The sequence below is a fragment of the Maribacter huludaoensis genome (assembly GCF_029350945.1).
GTDB lineage: Bacteria > Bacteroidota > Bacteroidia > Flavobacteriales > Flavobacteriaceae > Maribacter > Maribacter huludaoensis.
The window spans coordinates 254,611-272,307 of record NZ_JARKMS010000001.1; the positions used below are offsets into that span (position 1 = coordinate 254,611).

The window sequence follows — 17,697 nt, forward strand, 5'->3', positions numbered from 1 at the left end:
TTAAAAAGGTTGCCAATGTTTAAGAACGCCACAAAAGAAAATATTTTATACTTATTGTTTTTTGCGTCTTTAATTTTATTTGATAACGATATCAATAGCAAAGTTTTAATTGGTATAGGTGTTATTTTACTATTTAACCTTACTAAAGAGAACTTAGTTCACACAATTAAACTACATTACCCTCTGCTACTATTTTTTGGATGGAATATCATTAGTTTATTATACACTTCAGAACAAAAAAATGGAATTAAGGAAATAGAAGGCTTGCTAATTATACCAGCTGCGTTATTGATATTTTCATCACTAGCCGGAAAACGAACTACCTTAATAAGTATCGGCATTATGTACATTTTGGTTGTCTTAGTGGCAACTTTGTTTTCTCATAGCCAAGTTATGCTAGCATTTGTTGAGAACAATGAAACTTCTTATAAACATTTCTTTAATTTAAATTACTCATACAAAGCACTGGCAAACACTATAAATCTCCATCCCACTTATTATGCCTTGTACATATTAACTGCAATTATTTTTGTGTTACATTTTATAAAAGAAAAAACGGTCTCGAATTTTCAAAAGCTACTATTACTTTTAATATTTATTTATTTCTCCCTTTTTATAGTACAACTGTCATCAAGAATGGCAATTGTAATTTTATACTTGGTTACATTATTTAACCTTGTACAATATATTATTAAGCAGAAAAAAATAATAAAAGGATTATCCTTACTAGTTTTGTTTCATTTCCTTGCCTTTATCTTGATTATGAATATTGGAGTTACTAAATATAGATTTCAACATTTATTAGGCTTTACGTACTATACCGGTTATACCGTAAATGACTCTAACCATAAAATAAAATTATGGACTGCAGCAATTAATGCTAATCAAAATATATTGTTAGGAAATGGTATTGGTGACGTACAAACATCACTTAATGAACAATATGAAAAGGCGGGCTTAAAAACACCTTTAACACTAAAGTATAATAGCCACAACCAATACATACAATATTATGTGGGCTTGGGCATTTTAGGTCTTTCAGTTTTTATATACCTTTTGTTTTATTATACAAAACTATTTATAATAACAAAAAACTCCATTGGCTTACAATTTATACTGGTAGTAGCAATACTTAGTTTTACAGAATGCCTTTGGAATCGTCACAACGGTATCGTTTTTATTGCATTTATGATTATGCTATTAGAACTAAAGGGTAGAAATAAACCAATAGCGATTACATAACAATTTTAAAGATTTCCTAAAAAATATTGATAGGCTAAAAACTACGAACTGCCTTAACTTTATATTTTGAATACTTATACTCACCAGTATATCTCATATGCCAACATGCTTTTTCAGGATGATCACCCCCGCAACTATCACTATAAGCATAAGCTGCAGTAGCGAAATCTGAACCATCTTGACTAGAAGACCAATAAATGGCATTTTGGTCAATATAATCACTATCTGCATCCATATAAGATACCTCACTAAAACTTGGCAGGTACCAATCATCATAAACAACGCCGTTATACTCTATACTGTATTCATCACACAATCTTGCAGCAATATCTATTTCATCACAAGCATTAAGTATTGCTTCTGTGTCAGCTTTACCAAAGCCTAATCCACCCCATGCTTGTACTTCTGAAATTTCTAGGCAATTATTTTCATCTTGCTCACTACAACAACCCCACGATACTTCTGATTCTCCTTTGCTAGTTTATAAATCTTCAAAAGACACAATTAACCCATGCGTTTCTCCTGGAATATAACCAACATCTCCTTCTTGAAAGACATAAAAAACGATTCCACCCTGGTATTCATCGTTATATTTTATGACATCATCTTTGCTACAACTGGTTAAAAATATACCTGTTAAAATCACAAATAACTGAAATACTCTTTTTTTCTTAATCATAATAAAAAGGTAATTTGTTACCTTAAACTTCTCAACTATAGTAATTATTGTTTCTCAGCTTTACTATATTCAGCATTAACAAACCCAAAACCTGTGAGAACTAATAATATAAATAGAAATTTAGTTGGATAAAAACAAAGAGCTAGATGTTTATAGTGACATAATTTTTTTGATAGTTAAAATATGAATTAAAAAGTGTTAAGTACTTAAAAGTTCATCTTTATGTGTTGTCTTAAACCCTAATAGAAGAATAAGCAAAAACAAAAAACTACTTTGATACATATACGAAGTAGTGAGCCCTATTAAAAGAAAATAAGTAATCACTAAGATTTTGAATCGTTTGTTTGTCCTGGTTTTATTAATAAAATAAAAAAGGCAAATAAATAGTAAAATTAATCCAAATCCGTATTTGACATACAATGTTAAATATATATTATCCATATAAATATTAAAATTATCAATATTGGGTCGGTATGCAAACCAGGGAATAAAAAACGTTTCACCAATACCTTTTCCAACAAGATAGTTGTACCAAGAAAAATCAGCAAGTTTTATAAAGAAAGGTGAGAATCGCTTTTCTGCGAGCTCAGTTAACAATAATTCAATATCTAAAAGTGATACTACACGAGCCCTAAGGGTTTCGTTTAAGCTTAATGTTCCTACAACTAAACCAAATAGCCCAAGCACTAAAACAAGCGCTTTTTTAATAAATGAAACTGGGTTAGACAATGATAAAAATGTGTTAATTATAAAACACAGAAAAATAACTAAAAGTAACGTTCTATTGCCTGAGATAAAAATTGGTATAAAAATATAAAGGAACTCTAATAAAGTAACTTTTTTATTAGTAGCTAATTTGGCCAATAAATAAAATAATGCATAAAATATTCCTACTGAAGCATACCTCATTCCTGATTTTTGATAAAATGGGTCTTCCGTTGCAGTTGACAGAAGGTTAGTATTACTCACCAAAAGAAAGAAGAAAATTGTTACAATACAGTTCCAGATCAACACTTTTTTACTAAACTTTCCGTCCCAATCTATTTGTTTATTTTTTACTAAATCTTGAAGTATAAAACCAACAATTAAAAAACCGATAGGCTTGGCATCTTTCAAAATATTTATAACCGAAATACCAGCTGTGTTAAAAAAGAAACCAAGAGTTAAATAGAATAAAAAAAAGCAAAGCAAAACAACCGTAACGGTTATAGCATTTTTGCTGATTTTATTTTTATAATAGTAGTTAAATACCGCCATGGAGGTTGGAACAGCAATAAACCCGTAGTATACAATTATTTGAAACTTGGTATGAAATTGAGTGAAAACAGAACTTAGGGGTAGTAATAAAGTAAGAATTATAAAATATTTGATACTTCTAGTTTTCCAGAAAAATCCCCCTAAAGCAAAATACAGCATTAACAGAAGCGAAAAAACTATTGTTGATATCATAAATGAAACATCTATTTTAAGGCGGGTTTTACAATAGCCCAAAGATATTCTTTAAAAGTAGCTCCTGTCATTTTATGCACTAACAACTTCCAACTAGGGTAGAATAATAGAAGCATTGCCATACTTAATGCCCAAGCTACCTCATTAATACCAAGGTTTGAACCTGAATATATGAAAATTGGTAATATAAGCAGTGTTAAACAGTTCCAATAGAATTCTAAACTTGTCTTTCCGGTCGCAACTATTAATGACCCTATTGGATTACCTATAGCCCTAAATATCATATAAATTGATAAAATTTGTACTAAAGATGTTAGTGATTCAAAATCGTTTCCATAAAAAATTTGCACTATGTACTTTGCTGCAAGAATAGTTATAGAGTAAACAAGAATATTTACTTTCGCAACAATACTCACTAAGCGTAAATAGTTTTTTTTAAGTTCCTCTTTTTTGTTTTGAAATTTAGCTAAAGCCGGTGAAGCTACTTTTGATAAAATAGGGTTTATAATTTGTGCTGGTCTAGATACCAGTTGTTTAGCCAAACTATAACCACCTAAAATATCTTGACTAAAAAATTTACCTATTATTAAAATATCTAAATCTCTGTTGAAATAATTAACGACCTGACCGCCAACCTGGTATATTCCAATTTTTAAAAAAGGTTCAGTTTCTTTGTAATTAAAATGAAGAAGTAATCCATACTTTTTTAACCCATAAATAAAATACATCAAATTTTGTAAACTATATTGAAGCAAGGCCGAATATACCAATGTGTATACACCGTAATCATTTATCGCTAAATATATTGCGAAGCATAACGATATAACAGCTGCTATAATTTCAAAAATAGTAATTGCTTTAAATTTTAAATGTTTGGACTCAATAGTTTTAAATATTCTACCTATAGCAGATATTAAAAGGTTTAAGCCTAATAATGGAATTAAAATATTTAATTGAGATTCTTCATAAAACAAAGATACTAAAGGTGTTAACCCGCAAAGTAGTATGTAAAGAATTATACTAAACCCAATGTTAAGCCAATACAAACTGGCGTACTGCTTATCTGTAATGTTTTGCTTGTGTAGAATTGCAGAAGTTAACCCCATGTCATTGAACAGATTCATAAAACCCATAACAAAGGTTACAAGTGCCATTAATCCAAAATCTGCTTTATCTAAAAAGCGTGCCAAAATAGATAGTTTTAATATCGCAACCACGGCAATTATAATGGTTCCTAAACTTGTCCATTTTATTCCAGAAACAACACCCTTTTTAATTTCATTCATTCAAAATTTCTTCAAGTTCGCCCTTAATACGGCTTAAAACATTATTTTTTGAATAATTTTCTTTTATAAGTTTCAAATTATGATGTTGCTCTTCTATCATTAATGCTTTAAAAGCGCTCTTATTATTTATATCTTTATCAATACTAAAAACTATAAACCCTTCTCTTTTAAGCGTTTTATAAATTGTATTTTCTTCTCGCATAAATACTTTACAGCCATTGGCCAATGCCATCATTATAGTATTAAATGCTTGTTGTCTTTTATGATTCATTATCAAAACAGAGCAACTCCTTATAATGGAAGTGTAAGCTTCTATTGATAAAAATTCAGTTATTGGTCTTGCCTGCTCTTTAAATATTGTAGCCGCTTGTTTGACAACTAAATCTTTATATCGTTCATCACCATAATTTAACGGAATATAAATCTTCTTATCAGCAATGTTTTTATCTTTAATTAGATGAAAAGCATCTAGATGATTATTGGTTTCAGAACTAGAATTACCAATTAAAACATCTCTTTTTGCCTCATTATTAATATGAAGATTAGATGTTTGATTAAATGTATAATATGTAAACCATCCTCTTTTTGTTTTACAGTTTGCATAATGCTCTAATAAATCTATATCCTCTGCAATATTTGTTAGCGTAAATTTTAGCTTATTTTGTTTTAAAATCTTTTTAAAAATTCCCCAATAATAATATTTTTTTATATTAGATAAAATTGCTTTTTTTAAATATACTTTTAATGGAAGACTTTTAAAATACGCTTTTTTTGTCTTAGGTAACAACGCATTGTAAAATGGATTTAAGCCATATAACTCTGCGCCCCAAAAAAACCATGCTGTTTCAACATCAACACTGTACTTATTTAATAGTTTTAGTTTATAGGTCTTATAAACATTATGAAATAAGACCAAATTTGCCGTTTTGGTAAAATTTAAATATTCATGAATATATTCATCAGTATTTACTTTTTTAAAAATAATTTTGGTTAATTCTTTAAGGTCTTCATAATTGTTAAAACCCTTCTTATCAATACCAACTAAAAAAACATTTTCTCCCGGATAGATTGTCTCAAATAATGTTATTGCTGAAACTAAGAACTTTTCATCGTCTATTATATGTAAAATCATTTATAAAACTCTTTTATTACAGAGGCTATATATCTTGATTTTTCAATTTCTAATTCGTAGAAGAAAGGCAAACGAATTAAGCAATTTGTATACCTTTCTGATTCAGGAAGGTTTTGAATGTCTCCTTTATTATTTTTTAAATGAAAAGGGCTTTCGTGTAATGATAAGTAATGAAATACCGCATGAATCTTATTTAACTTTAAAAACGAAATTAGGTCATCTCTTTGCTCCAAATTCTTTGTAGTTACATAAAACATATGAGCATTATTAATCGCAAAACTTGGAAGGATTGGTAATCTTATAAGACCTTGTTCTTCTAGTGGCTTCAGTTCATCGTAGTAGGTATTCCATAACTGTTTCCGCTTATTCTGTATTTCTTCTAAATGCTCTAATTGTGCATATAAAAAAGCTGCAATTAATTCTGATGGTAAAAAAGAGGAGCCTGTATCTACCCAACCATATTTATCTATTTCTCCTTTAAAAAAAGCAGACCTATTTGTCCCTTTTTCCCAAATAATTTCTGCTCTATCTATGAACCTTTCATCGTTTATGGTTAATAAGCCACCCTCGCCAGAAATAATATTTTTAGTTTCATGAAAAGAGAACGCTCCAAAATGCCCTATACTACCTAAAGGCTTATTCTTATAATAAGAATCTATAGCCTGAGCAGCATCTTCAACAACTAAAATGTTATGTTTATTGGCTATATCCATAATAATATCCATATCACAAGCGACACCTGCGTAATGAACTACTACGATAGCTTTTGTTTTATTGGTAATAAGGTTTTCTATAGATTTCTCATCTATTCCAGGGTGATCTTTTCTACTATCTGCAAAAATGATTTTAGCGCCCTGTCTTGTATAGGCCAAAGCAGAGGATACAAAAGTATAGGAAGGTACAATTACTTCATCTCCGGGCTTAATATTCATTAACATGGCCGTCATTTCCAAAGCATCTGTACAAGATGTGGTCAGTAAGGCTTTTTTAAACCCAAAATTATCTTCAAAATATTTTTGACATTTATTTGTAAAATATCCATTGCCTGAAATCTTTCCAGATTTAACAGACTCTTCAATATATTGAATTTCCTTTCCTACTAAAAATGGTTTATTGAATGGTATCATAAATTCCAATAATGGTATATATATTCTGTTTTACTAATTTGAAACCCACACTTTTCATATAGATTTTTAGCCGGCAGATTTTCTAGTTGCGTAACCACTTGAATATCTTTAAACCCTTTTTTAACACCTTGCGATGTGGCAAAATTAATTAATTTAGTTCCTATTTTCTTTCCTCTCACATTTTGATCAACTGCAACCAAACCAATATCACATAAAGAATCACTTTTCTTTTCTAAAGTTAAAAAACCTAAAATTTCTTCTTTATCTTTAAAAATAGCAACCTCTAATGCTTTGTTTTCATAAATAGAATTTCTTATCCATTTCTTATATAAGAGCTCATATTCATTATTCTTAAAATTTGAATCTATTTTAAACCTTGAATATTTTCCGCTTTGTAAAGCAAGTTTCTCTATTTTTTCAAAATCATCTTTACCTTTTTCGAATATACTCACCTTATTACTTTCATCAAGTTTGGCATGTTCCAACTTTTTACTAAAGGTAAGTTTAGTATCGACTAATTGTACTTTACTAGACTCTATTTTTTGATCTGCAAATAAATAAACTAACTTGTACGCACTTGCATTCTTTGTAAATTTTTGAAAATCAAAAGCTTTAGGATTTTCTACATCAACTCTTCCAATAGTATATCCAAAAAAATTACTGTCCCAATCTAGCTTATTAATGCTCATTTATATCCTTTTAAGATAATTGCCATATCCACTTTTTTTATAATTTTCAGCAAGTTTTGTAAGTTCCGTTCTTGATATAAACCGCATGCGATAAGCAATCTCTTCTATGCAGGCTATTTTTAGGCTGGTTCGTTTCTCTACAGCTTTAACAAATTCTGTAGCTTCTGTCAAAGCTTCATGTGTGCCTGTATCTAACCATGCAAAACCACGGCTCATAACTTGCACTTTTAATTTATTTTGCTCTAGGTATACTTGATTTACCGAAGTTATTTCTAATTCACCCCTTTCTGAAGGTTTTGTCTTTTTTGCAATATTTACAATTGAATTCGGGTAATAATACAAACCTACTATGGCAAAATTCGATTTAGGATTTTCTGGTTTTTCTTCAATACTTAAAACATTCCCTTCCTGATCAAAATCTGCGACACCATAGCGTTCTGGATCTTCTACATAATACCCAAAAACAATAGCTTTTTCCTCGTCTTTTACTTTTTTCACAGAATCTGCAAGCATTTTTTGAAGGCCTGCTCCGTAAAAAATATTGTCTCCCAATACCAAGCAAACATCATCATTACCGATAAAATCTTCCCCAATAATAAAGGCTTGTGCTAAACCATCTGGTGATGGCTGTTCTGCATACGATATCTCTATTCCAAATTGAGAACCGTCTCCAAACAATCGTTTAAAGTTTGGCAAATCCATTGGGGTAGAAATAATTAAAATTTCTCTTATACCAGACAGCATTAGCACTGATAAAGGGTAATAAATCATAGGCTTATCATAAATTGGCAATAATTGTTTGGAAACAACTTTTGTCAACGGATGTAGCCGCGTTCCTGATCCTCCTGCTAATATTATTCCTTTCATATATATGATTTAACCTTAATTTTCTATATTTATAACTCCTTTTCAATTAGAGTTAGCGCATATAATTTCTTCTAGTTTTTCCCGAACTCATAAACTCTAACTACAAATTATTTTTACTGTACTCTAGGATTCTTGCCTTTACAATGATTTTTATACCAGGGTCATCAATTCCTGTTTTAAAAATCGAAACTAAATGAATTATATTGCCAGCTTCAATATACCATTTTTCATATTATGGACTTATAGTCAACTCAAATTGAGAATCAATAATAGCAGGAATGTAACTTTTTATCTCTGCTGTTCCTTTGCTATTTAATTCTAAAATTTCACCGGCACAATTGTAATTCTCAGAATCTCCTAAATAAGCTAGATTTAAATCACTTGTATCAAACCATTGTCCCTCCAAATTATCTTTTGTTACAAATATTGAATTCTCGTCATTATTGGAACATACAAGAATAATAGCGCATATTGAAAAAAGTAATCCCTTTTTTATAAGTTCTTTATTTTTTATCATATTGATTACTATAATATTCTTTGTAACTACCAGAAGTTACATTATTTAACCAATCTTTATTTTCTAAAAACCAATTAATGGTTTTTTCTAATCCTTCTTCAAAAGTAACTGATGGTTTCCAACCAAGTTCTCTATTTATCTTAGATGCATCAATTGCATAACGCAAATCATGTCCTGGGCGATCTTTAACGTAGGTAATTAACTTTTCTGATGTTCCTGTAGGTCTTTGTAACTTATCGTCCATCAAACCACATAAGAGCTTCACTAAATCGATATTCGTCCATTCATTAAACCCTCCAATATTATAGGTTTCGCTATTATTTCCTTTATGAAAAGCCAAGTCAATTGCTACTGCATGGTCTTTAACGTATAACCAATCTCTTGTAAACAAACCATCACCATAAACCGGAAGTGCTTTATTATTAATGATATTATTGATAAATAAGGGAATTAATTTTTCAGGAAAATGGTTTGGTCCGTAGTTGTTAGAGCAGTTACTGATAACATAGGGCATTCCATATGTTTCTCCATAAGCACGTACAAAATGATCTGAGCTTGCTTTTGAAGCTGAATATGGGGAATTGGGGTCATAAGAGGTGCTTTCTGTAAATAAACCGGTATTTCCAAGGCTACCATATACTTCGTCTGTGCTGACGTGATAAAACCGTTTTCCTGACCAGTTATCTTGCCATAAATTTTTAAAAGCATTGAGCAATACCATTGTTCCTAAAATATTAGTTTTGGCAAATGCTAAAGGATCTACAATTGATCGGTCTACATGACTCTCTGCTGCTAAGTGAATTACACTATCGAATTTCTGTTCTTCAAAAAGTTCATTAATAAATTTTTCATCTGTAATATCTCCTTTTATAAACGTGTAATTTGGCGCGCTTTCAATATCCTTTAGATTTTCTAAATTTCCTGCATAGGTCAATGCGTCCAGATTAAATATTTGGTATGAGGAATATTGTTTGACAAACCTTCTAACTACATGAGAACCAATAAAACCAGCCCCACCTGTTATTACTATTTTTTTACTCATTTAATGATAATATTTTCTATTTCTACTTTATTCCCTAAAATACCTTTATATCCATTTCTATCGTAAAGAAACAGCTCTATTTTAGGAAACTCATTTATTGAAGTGTTTATTTTTTTAAGAATATATTTATTACCTCCTACTTCCATAATCTCCGGAATAAAATCCCAAGCGTCATAATTACGTTTTTTAGATTTGGAATAGGCCATCAAATCATCTTTGTTCGTATCCTTCACATAAGTATGAAAGCCAATACGATACTTTGAAAGAATTGAATCAGTAACAGTATTATCAAGCTTAAAAATAACGTTCTTTTCTATACCTTTATCATAAAAAGAAATAGCTTTAATATTAAAGTCTTTATTTAAAGGGGTTTTTATCTGTACAGCTTCTTCTATAAAATTATCTTGAATATACTTTGTAACAGTTTTGGGTTGCTCTTCTACCCAAGACAATTCGTTTTCTCGTGATGAAATTTTATAATTTTCACGAATATAATTGCCTAAAAAAGTACTAATTTTTTTAGCTCCTGAAACATTTAGGTGACCTATATCTTTAAAATCTATATGATTTAATTTTAGATCTTCAAATAAAAAATTAAAATCAATAAATGCGGCATCTCTTTTAATAGTAATGTTCTTTATGTAATTATGGAATATTTTATATTCCTTATCCTTTACGGAATTCATGTACGGTGCTACGACAACCAAAACTTCAATATTATTTCTTTTCGCCAATTCTAAAAAAGAATCAAGCGCATTTTTTTCTGTTTCGGATAAAAAATTATAGTTTGAACTGTTACTTTCATTAAAATCATCAATTTCAAAAGGAACGAAATTCTCTTTTTTTAAATAACTACCATTTCCTATAAATCCTCTATAGGCCTTAACTACTTTTTCTTCAGGAGAAAATACATACCTTTCTTTTCTTTTAAAAAACAAAGTGGAAACTTTATCACTCTTTCTTAAGACAGGAAAAATTGTATTTGGAATTTCTTCTAAGGGAAAATTTTTAACAATCGCTCTTATTTTATTGATTGATAATTCAGTGAAAGCATAATAGGCTTTTTTTTGATTAGCTATCTCTTGTTCTTTTTCTGCGTGTTTCAAGGAGAATGGAAAAACGTCAAGCACAATTAACTTTGGAGTACTTTTTTTTAAAGTTTCTCTAAAAACAAAATCTGTAGTGTTTAACCTTTGAGAGGTCATTCCAAAATTAAAACTTCTTATTATTGTTATAGAGTCAATAACATTTGGATCGTAACTATAACAAGCGTGTGAACTTCCATAAAAAAAAACATCCACTCTTTTACCTTGATCTATTAAATCATTAAAGTCATTAACTGTGTTAGTATAATCACTTGGTTGTAATGAAAATTTATTTAAAAAATTCAACCCAACTACCAATAGGACTAATAAAGCAATACACCTAAATCCAAATTTTTTCATCTTTTATTTAAAATTGGAAGTATAAAAATTCAGGGCTGTCACCACCATAAACACCATACAGCATAATAGTAAACAAAAGAATGAAATAGAAACCCCATCTTAAAATTACATTTCTATTGTTTAAATAGACTTTTAGATTAACATAATTGTTTATGTACTCCAATACTAGTAAAACAACTATTAATATAATAGAAAGGTTGAAATTAAACTCCGACAAGCCTAATTCGTATAAGTCATGTCCTTTTTGAGAGCTAAACATACTTGAAATTATATGTTGTACTTCATCAAAGCTATTTGCCCTAAAAAACACCCATGCAAAAGCGACAATTGAAAAAGTAATCAGACCTGAAACTAAACCACTAAAAACTTCATCTTTTTTGAAACGCGTCATTACAAATAATTTTTCCCTAAACTTTTGTGTGGCTTTCTCCAATACTAATATTGTTCCATGTATTGCTCCCCAAATAACAAATGTCATAGCTGCACCATGCCATAAGCCACTTACGACAAATACTAAAAATAAATTATAATAAGTTCTATATTTTCCTTTTTTACTTCCTCCTAGAGGAATGTATACATAATCTCTAAACCATGTTGACAGCGATATATGCCATCTTCTCCAAAATTCTGTTATTGATTTTGAAAAATAAGGACTATCAAAATTTTTCATTAAATCAAAACCCATAGATCTTGCCAAACCGATTGCAATATCAGAATAACCTGAAAAATCGCAATAAATCTGAAAAGTGAAAAATAATGTGGCTATTATAAAATCTGAACCTGAATATGCCTCGGGATTATTGTAAACCTCATTAACTAAAATTGCTAAACGGTCCGCTATAACCACTTTTTTAAAAAATCCCCAGAGCATTAACTGAAAACCTGATCTTACTTGTTTATAATCAAACTTATTGGTAACATAGAATTGTGGTAATAAATGAGATGCCCTTTCAATAGGACCTGCAACTAATTGTGGAAAAAAGGCTACAAATGCAAAAAATGATATAATATCATTTGTTGGCTTCAAACTTCGCCTATATATATCTATAGTATAACTTAAGGTCTGAAAAGTATAAAAGCTAATACCCACTGGTAAAATAATATTTAAAGTAGATACTTCTAAATTACTCCCAAAAAAAGTAAACGATTCTGCGAACGATTCTATAAAAAAATTGGCATATTTAAAATACATTAAAAAGCCTAAGTTTACTAATAAGCTTAAAGATAAAAGTAGTTTCCGTTTCTTATCATCATTTTCTTTGCCTAACCTTTTCCCAATGTAATAATCTACCAAAGAACTGATAGCTATTAATAATAAAAATCGCCAATCCCACCAACCATAAAATATATAGCTGACAACTAAGATAAATATATTCCTAAGAGTAAGATTTTTTGAAAATAGCCAATAGAATAAAAAAACTACTGGAAAGAAAATTAAAAAATCTATTGAGTTAAATAACATTTTAAATTAATGTTCTATCAGTAGTTTAGGCTCTCTATTACTTTAATACTCCACAGAAATCCAGTACAACTTTATCTTTAGATAACTGCAATTCTTTAAACTCTTTATGTGCTACCAAATAAACTATAATATCTGCTTTTTCAACAGCTTCTTGATAATTAGTTAATTTAAACACTGTATGCGATTCTATATTAGGCTCAACGATATAATACTGCTCATTATTAGCATTTTGCAATACTTTTTGAGCAATATATTTAGCAGGTGATTCTCTTAAATCATCTATATTAGGTTTAAACGCCAATCCCATAATTGCAATACCAGGCTTTCTTCCGTGTTTTAATTCGAACTCTAGTTTTGCTGTTTGCACTTTCTCCGCGCACCAAAATGATTTATAATTGTTGATTTCTCTTGCTTTACCAATAATTTTAGACTCCATAGGGTAGTCTGCAACTATAAAATATGGGTCAACCGCTATACAATGTCCTCCAACACCACAACCAGGTTGTAATATATTTACTCTAGGATGCTTATTAGCTAATTCTATTAGCTCCCAGACATTAATATCGGCTTTATCACATATAAGCGATAATTCATTTGCAAATGCAATTTGAACATCTCTAGATGAATTCTCTACCAGCTTACACATTTCTGCCGTTCTAGCATTTGTTCTATGTAAATCGCCTTTTATAAATTTTTTATAGAAATCTAAAGCTTTATTGGTCGATTTTTCATCAACCCCACCAATGACTCTGTCATTATTTACCAATTCATACATCACATTGCCAGGAAGAACGCGCTCAGGACAATACGCAATATTTAACTCTCCCTCTAATTCTGGGCGACTCGTGTAAATGAGCTGCATCATTTTCTCCGTTGTGCCAATAGGTGATGTAGATTCAATTATATATAAATCGTCTTTTTTTAATAACGGTATAATTGCTTGGGTAGCAGCTTCAACAAATGAAATATCTGGTTCGTTCTTTCCTTTAAAAGGTGTTGGCACCACTATTAAATAGGTATCTGCAGCAACTGGGGTTGTACTTGCTTTTAAATATCCTTCTGCAACAGCCTCTGCGACCGCACTATCTAACTCAGGTTCTACAATATGAATTTTTCCCGCATTTATTGTGTCTACAACACTGGGGTTTATATCAACACCATGTACATATTCTTTATTTTTAGCTATTAAAGCAGCTGTTGGAAGGCCTATATAACCTAAACCGATCATTACCACACTAGGTTTATTTTTCATTCTTAATATTTTGAATATATTCTACAATTCTTTTACAAGCTTTCCCATCTCCGTAAGGATTATGAAGTTTGCTCATGCCATCATATGCAGATTGATTATTTAAAAGTTTATTAGTTTCCTCAACTATTCTATTCTTGTCCGTACCTACCAAAATTACAGTACCTGCATCAACTGCCTCAGGTCTTTCAGTAGTATTACGCATTACCAAAACTGGTTTTCCTAAACTCGGCGCCTCTTCTTGAACACCACCACTGTCAGTAATTATTAAATAAGATTGATTCATTAACCAAACAAATGCTGGATATGAAAGGGGAGCAATCAAATTTACATTTTCAATCTCAGCTAATAATTCATATACCGGTTTTTGAACATTTGGATTTAAATGTACTGGGTAAATAACCTGAGTATCTGAATTAGTGATAGCAATTTCTTTTAAAGCCTCGCAGATATTTATAAACCCCTGACCATGATTTTCTCTTCTATGTCCAGTTACAAGTATCAATTTTTTGTCACTGTCTATAATTTCTTGAAGTCTAGAAATTTCAGTATCATCAAAGTTGACACTGTTTACCTTATCAACACTGAATTGTAGTGCATCTATTACAGTGTTACCTGTGACTAAAATAGAATTTTTAGATTTATTCTCTTTTATTAAATTGTTCTTCGATGTCTCGGTTGGTGAAAAATGTATATTAGAAATTACCCCGGTAACACTCCTGTTCATTTCCTCAGGAAATGGGGATCTCATATTAAAAGTTCGTAATCCAGCTTCTACGTGACAAACATTTGCGCCAGAGTAGAATGCAGCTATACTTGAAGCCATGGTTGTAGTGGTATCACCATGAACATACACGTAGTCTGGCTTAAATTCTTCTATAATAGGTTTTAAACCAGTAATGATATCAGATGTAAGTGTATATAAATTTTGATTTGGCTTCATTAAGTCCATATCATAATCAGGAGTAATTTCAAAAAAAGATAACACTTGGTCTAACATTTCCCGATGTTGTGCCGTTATACAAACTCTAGTTTCAAAAAAATCATTATTTCTTTGAAACTCTTTTACCAAAGGAGCCATTTTTATAGCTTCAGGTCTAGTTCCAAAAATTATCAGGTTCTTTTTTTTCATTCTAGGTTTTTTATTATTTAAGTATACTATTTATTGGTCTTTTAGCAAAAGTAAGATAATTCTCTGCTTTTAATAGAACAACCCCGTCCTGTAATTTGTTCTCAGTTATAATATTATCAGCAAATTGATACCATGTCATTGCTTTTTCATCGGTAAAATGTAAAATGCCAAAATTGGTATTATTCTCTATTAAATTGTTTATAATAAAAAAGGCTAAGTTCAACGTATTGGTAGGGCATCCTATTTGCTTATCAGTTACATGTAAAGTGCCACCTATTTTTGCTTTTTCTAAAATAGTCTTATAAAAATTTTTACCGTAAACTTTACTATAAAGCCAAGAAGTACGAATGATAAAATGTTGATTTAAAGTTTGTTGAATGTAGTTTTCTCCTAAAAGTTTAGATTTACCATATTCGTTGATAGGATTTGGTACATCTTCTACGGTATAAGCATCAGTTTTACTTCCATCAAAAACGTAATCTGTAGAAATATGTATTAAGGTTACATTATTATTCCGACATGCTATAGCCAGATTTTCAACACCCTTACTATTTACTTCATAAGCAATTTTAGGTGTTTTCTCTGCTTGTTCTACATTGGTGTAAGCTGCACAATTAATACAATAATTGAACTTTACTTGGCTAAAAACATCGTTTACATTTTGTTTTTGAGTTATATCTAATTGCTTAGAACTAAAAAAATAAAACTTTAGATTAGGAAATTGTAAATGAATATCTTGGATGCTCAAACCTAATTGACCAAAAGCACCGGTCACCAATACTTTTTTCATAAAGTGAAAGAGTTAAAGTTTGGCAACAACCTATCTTTTTCTGAAACAATTAAATTACTAGTATCAAATTCCCAATCTATAGCCAAATTAGAATCACTGTAAAGTATACCACTTTCTGATTCTTTATTATAATAATTATCGCACTGGTAGATGAAAATTGTTTCTTCCAAAGCTAGAAAACCATGAGCCATACCTCTTGGTATGAAAAGCATCTTATGATTACGTTCTGATAATTCAATCTTGAAATGATGACCATATGTAGCACTATCTTTTCTCAAATCAACCACAACATCTAATATTTTACCCTTAGGCACTGTTATTAGTTTTGACTGAGCGTATTCTCCTTTCTGAAAATGAAGCCCTCTTAAAGTTCCTTTAATAGAATATGATTGATTTGTTTGAACAAAGTTTATATCCTCACCAAGAACTTCTTTAAATCTTTCCTTTTGATAAGTTTCGCAAAACGATCCTCTTTCGTCTTTAAAAATTACCGGTTCTATAATAAAACAACCCTTTAACTTAGCTTCTGTAACCTTCACTTTTATAATATCCTAGTCTTTAACATGAAACTATATTTATTTCTATTGACTAATTAAAGTAACTCTTTTGCTTTTCTATTAAAATAAATAAGTACAGAGGTGATAAAAAATAGAACGATAAAAATTACTGGGATTAGAACAATACTTTTTCCAAAAAAGGATTTACGTTCTACCTGATTTTGTCCTAAATTAATAATACTTACCGGTACTACTCGTTCTTGTAATTCTAACTTCTTAGCTTCAATATCTCTTATTAAACCTGTTTTGTATTCAAATATATCTGCAATATTTACTTGCTCTTGATTATCTAAAATAATCTTATCATTTGAACTACTATTTTCTTTAGACGCCAAGCCCTTTGTATAATTCGCTATTATCTCATCTACTTGAATTAAGATTTTTTCATCCTCCTTTATTCTTGCTATCGCATTGTTTCTATATACCTCTAAAAGACTATTGAAATAACTATTTGTATTAATGTAGTTTAACACTTTTTCTGCAAAAATTTTTCCGTTTGCAGGATTTTTATAGTAGAAAGTAATTCTGTGGTTAAATGAACTTTTGTTTTGTAACTCAGCCCTAACAAGATCAGCAATAGCATCAGTATTTTCAAAACTTTGTAGTAACTCTAAATATTGAATATCATTTTCTGAATTGCCTACTTCTTCTACTCTAGATATTTCGATATTTAAACCATTAAAATCAATATTATCTATCCCTATGGACTTGAAAAATAAAGTGTCTCTAGAACCTATATTAGATTGTAACTCATTAACAGCATCATACAGGTATGTCTTACTTTCAATTTGAGGCTTTACAATTACCTCTGTTTTATATTTTTTAGATATAATTTTATTTAGACCATACCCAATTGCAAGTCCTATGACAACAAGCCCAATAAGTAAAAGCATGTTCTTTTTAAGGTATAGAAATACTCTTAAAATCCAACGAAAAATAGCATTGTAACCTCTTCTAAATAACTGAAATAATTGTCCCAAATCAATTTCATCAGAATTGTTTTGGGTAGATGGTAATTGATTGCTTGCCATG

Annotated in this window: 18 protein-coding genes; 1 reads left to right on the forward strand and 17 read right to left on the reverse strand. The window is 30.0% G+C overall.

What is annotated here, in order from left to right; translation table 11 throughout:
- The first annotated feature begins 15 nt into the window (after nucleotides 1–15).
- Nucleotides 16–1,242: an O-antigen ligase family protein gene (locus tag PXC01_RS01135; RefSeq protein WP_276470537.1), complete on the forward strand. Its 1,227-nt coding sequence runs from the start codon at nucleotides 16–18 to the stop codon at nucleotides 1,240–1,242.
- Between the two features lie 34 nt (nucleotides 1,243–1,276).
- Here the strand turns inward: PXC01_RS01135 and PXC01_RS01140 are convergent, their stop codons facing one another.
- The 17 genes from PXC01_RS01140 to PXC01_RS01220 form a co-directional block, all read right to left on the reverse strand.
- Complete coding sequence (locus PXC01_RS01140) at nucleotides 1,277–1,558, reverse strand: hypothetical protein (RefSeq protein WP_276470538.1); 282 nt, start codon at nucleotides 1,556–1,558, stop codon at nucleotides 1,277–1,279.
- Nucleotides 1,559–1,723: 165 nt separating this feature from the next.
- On the reverse strand, nucleotides 1,724–1,921 hold the full coding sequence (locus PXC01_RS01145) for a hypothetical protein (RefSeq protein WP_276470539.1): 198 nt from the start codon (nucleotides 1,919–1,921) through the stop codon (nucleotides 1,724–1,726).
- Between the two features lie 198 nt (nucleotides 1,922–2,119).
- On the reverse strand, nucleotides 2,120–3,370 hold the full coding sequence (locus tag PXC01_RS01150) for a DUF6369 family protein (protein ID WP_276470540.1): 1,251 nt from the start codon (nucleotides 3,368–3,370) through the stop codon (nucleotides 2,120–2,122).
- 11 nt (nucleotides 3,371–3,381) lie between these two features.
- Nucleotides 3,382–4,656 (reverse strand): MOP flippase family protein, encoded by a 1,275-nt coding sequence (locus tag PXC01_RS01155; protein ID WP_276470541.1) that lies wholly within the window; start codon nucleotides 4,654–4,656, stop codon nucleotides 3,382–3,384.
- Nucleotides 4,649–5,788 carry a TDP-N-acetylfucosamine:lipid II N-acetylfucosaminyltransferase family protein gene (locus PXC01_RS01160; RefSeq protein ID WP_276470542.1) on the reverse strand — a complete coding sequence of 380 codons (1,140 nt, stop codon included), beginning with the start codon at nucleotides 5,786–5,788 and terminating at the stop codon, nucleotides 4,649–4,651. Before PXC01_RS01160 ends, PXC01_RS01155 begins: the two co-directional genes overlap by 8 nt.
- The gene (gene rffA, locus PXC01_RS01165) at nucleotides 5,785–6,915 is read right to left on the reverse strand and encodes a dTDP-4-amino-4,6-dideoxygalactose transaminase (protein ID WP_276470543.1); all 1,131 of its coding nucleotides are present in this window, start codon (nucleotides 6,913–6,915) and stop codon (nucleotides 5,785–5,787) included. The genes PXC01_RS01160 and rffA overlap by 4 nt, the downstream gene beginning before the upstream one ends.
- The gene (locus PXC01_RS01170) at nucleotides 6,912–7,604 is read right to left on the reverse strand and encodes a GNAT family N-acetyltransferase (RefSeq protein WP_276470544.1); all 693 of its coding nucleotides are present in this window, start codon (nucleotides 7,602–7,604) and stop codon (nucleotides 6,912–6,914) included. The genes rffA and PXC01_RS01170 overlap by 4 nt, the downstream gene beginning before the upstream one ends.
- A complete protein-coding gene (gene rfbA, locus PXC01_RS01175; RefSeq protein WP_276470545.1) occupies nucleotides 7,605–8,471 on the reverse strand; it encodes a glucose-1-phosphate thymidylyltransferase RfbA in 867 nt (288 codons plus the stop codon).
- Nucleotides 8,472–8,703: 232 nt separating this feature from the next.
- Nucleotides 8,704–8,988 (reverse strand): hypothetical protein, encoded by a 285-nt coding sequence (locus PXC01_RS01180; RefSeq protein ID WP_276470546.1) that lies wholly within the window; start codon nucleotides 8,986–8,988, stop codon nucleotides 8,704–8,706.
- Entirely contained in the window at nucleotides 8,975–10,030 is a 1,056-nt protein-coding gene (gene rfbB, locus PXC01_RS01185) for a dTDP-glucose 4,6-dehydratase (protein ID WP_276470547.1), read from the reverse strand. The genes PXC01_RS01180 and rfbB overlap by 14 nt, the downstream gene beginning before the upstream one ends.
- The gene (locus PXC01_RS01190; RefSeq protein ID WP_276470548.1) at nucleotides 10,027–11,475 is read right to left on the reverse strand and encodes a hypothetical protein; all 1,449 of its coding nucleotides are present in this window, start codon (nucleotides 11,473–11,475) and stop codon (nucleotides 10,027–10,029) included. The genes rfbB and PXC01_RS01190 overlap by 4 nt, the downstream gene beginning before the upstream one ends.
- Before the next feature lie 7 nt (nucleotides 11,476–11,482).
- Nucleotides 11,483–12,667: an MBOAT family O-acyltransferase gene (locus tag PXC01_RS01195; RefSeq protein ID WP_338089437.1), complete on the reverse strand. Its 1,185-nt coding sequence runs from the start codon at nucleotides 12,665–12,667 to the stop codon at nucleotides 11,483–11,485.
- 307 nt (nucleotides 12,668–12,974) lie between these two features.
- Nucleotides 12,975–14,189, reverse strand: a complete 1,215-nt coding sequence (gene wecC, locus PXC01_RS01200) for a UDP-N-acetyl-D-mannosamine dehydrogenase (RefSeq protein ID WP_276470550.1) — start codon at nucleotides 14,187–14,189, stop codon at nucleotides 12,975–12,977.
- On the reverse strand, nucleotides 14,179–15,318 hold the full coding sequence (wecB, locus tag PXC01_RS01205; RefSeq protein WP_276470551.1) for a non-hydrolyzing UDP-N-acetylglucosamine 2-epimerase: 1,140 nt from the start codon (nucleotides 15,316–15,318) through the stop codon (nucleotides 14,179–14,181). The genes wecC and wecB overlap by 11 nt, the downstream gene beginning before the upstream one ends.
- Nucleotides 15,319–15,331: 13 nt before the next feature.
- On the reverse strand, nucleotides 15,332–16,108 hold the full coding sequence (gene rfbD / locus PXC01_RS01210; RefSeq protein ID WP_276470552.1) for a dTDP-4-dehydrorhamnose reductase: 777 nt from the start codon (nucleotides 16,106–16,108) through the stop codon (nucleotides 15,332–15,334).
- Nucleotides 16,105–16,647 carry a dTDP-4-dehydrorhamnose 3,5-epimerase gene (gene rfbC, locus PXC01_RS01215; RefSeq protein WP_276470553.1) on the reverse strand — a complete coding sequence of 181 codons (543 nt, stop codon included), beginning with the start codon at nucleotides 16,645–16,647 and terminating at the stop codon, nucleotides 16,105–16,107. The genes rfbD and rfbC overlap by 4 nt, the downstream gene beginning before the upstream one ends.
- A 53-nt stretch (nucleotides 16,648–16,700) precedes the next feature.
- Nucleotides 16,701–17,696, reverse strand: a complete 996-nt coding sequence (locus PXC01_RS01220) for a YveK family protein (RefSeq protein WP_276470554.1) — start codon at nucleotides 17,694–17,696, stop codon at nucleotides 16,701–16,703.
- Between the last annotated feature and the right edge of the window lies 1 nt (nucleotide 17,697).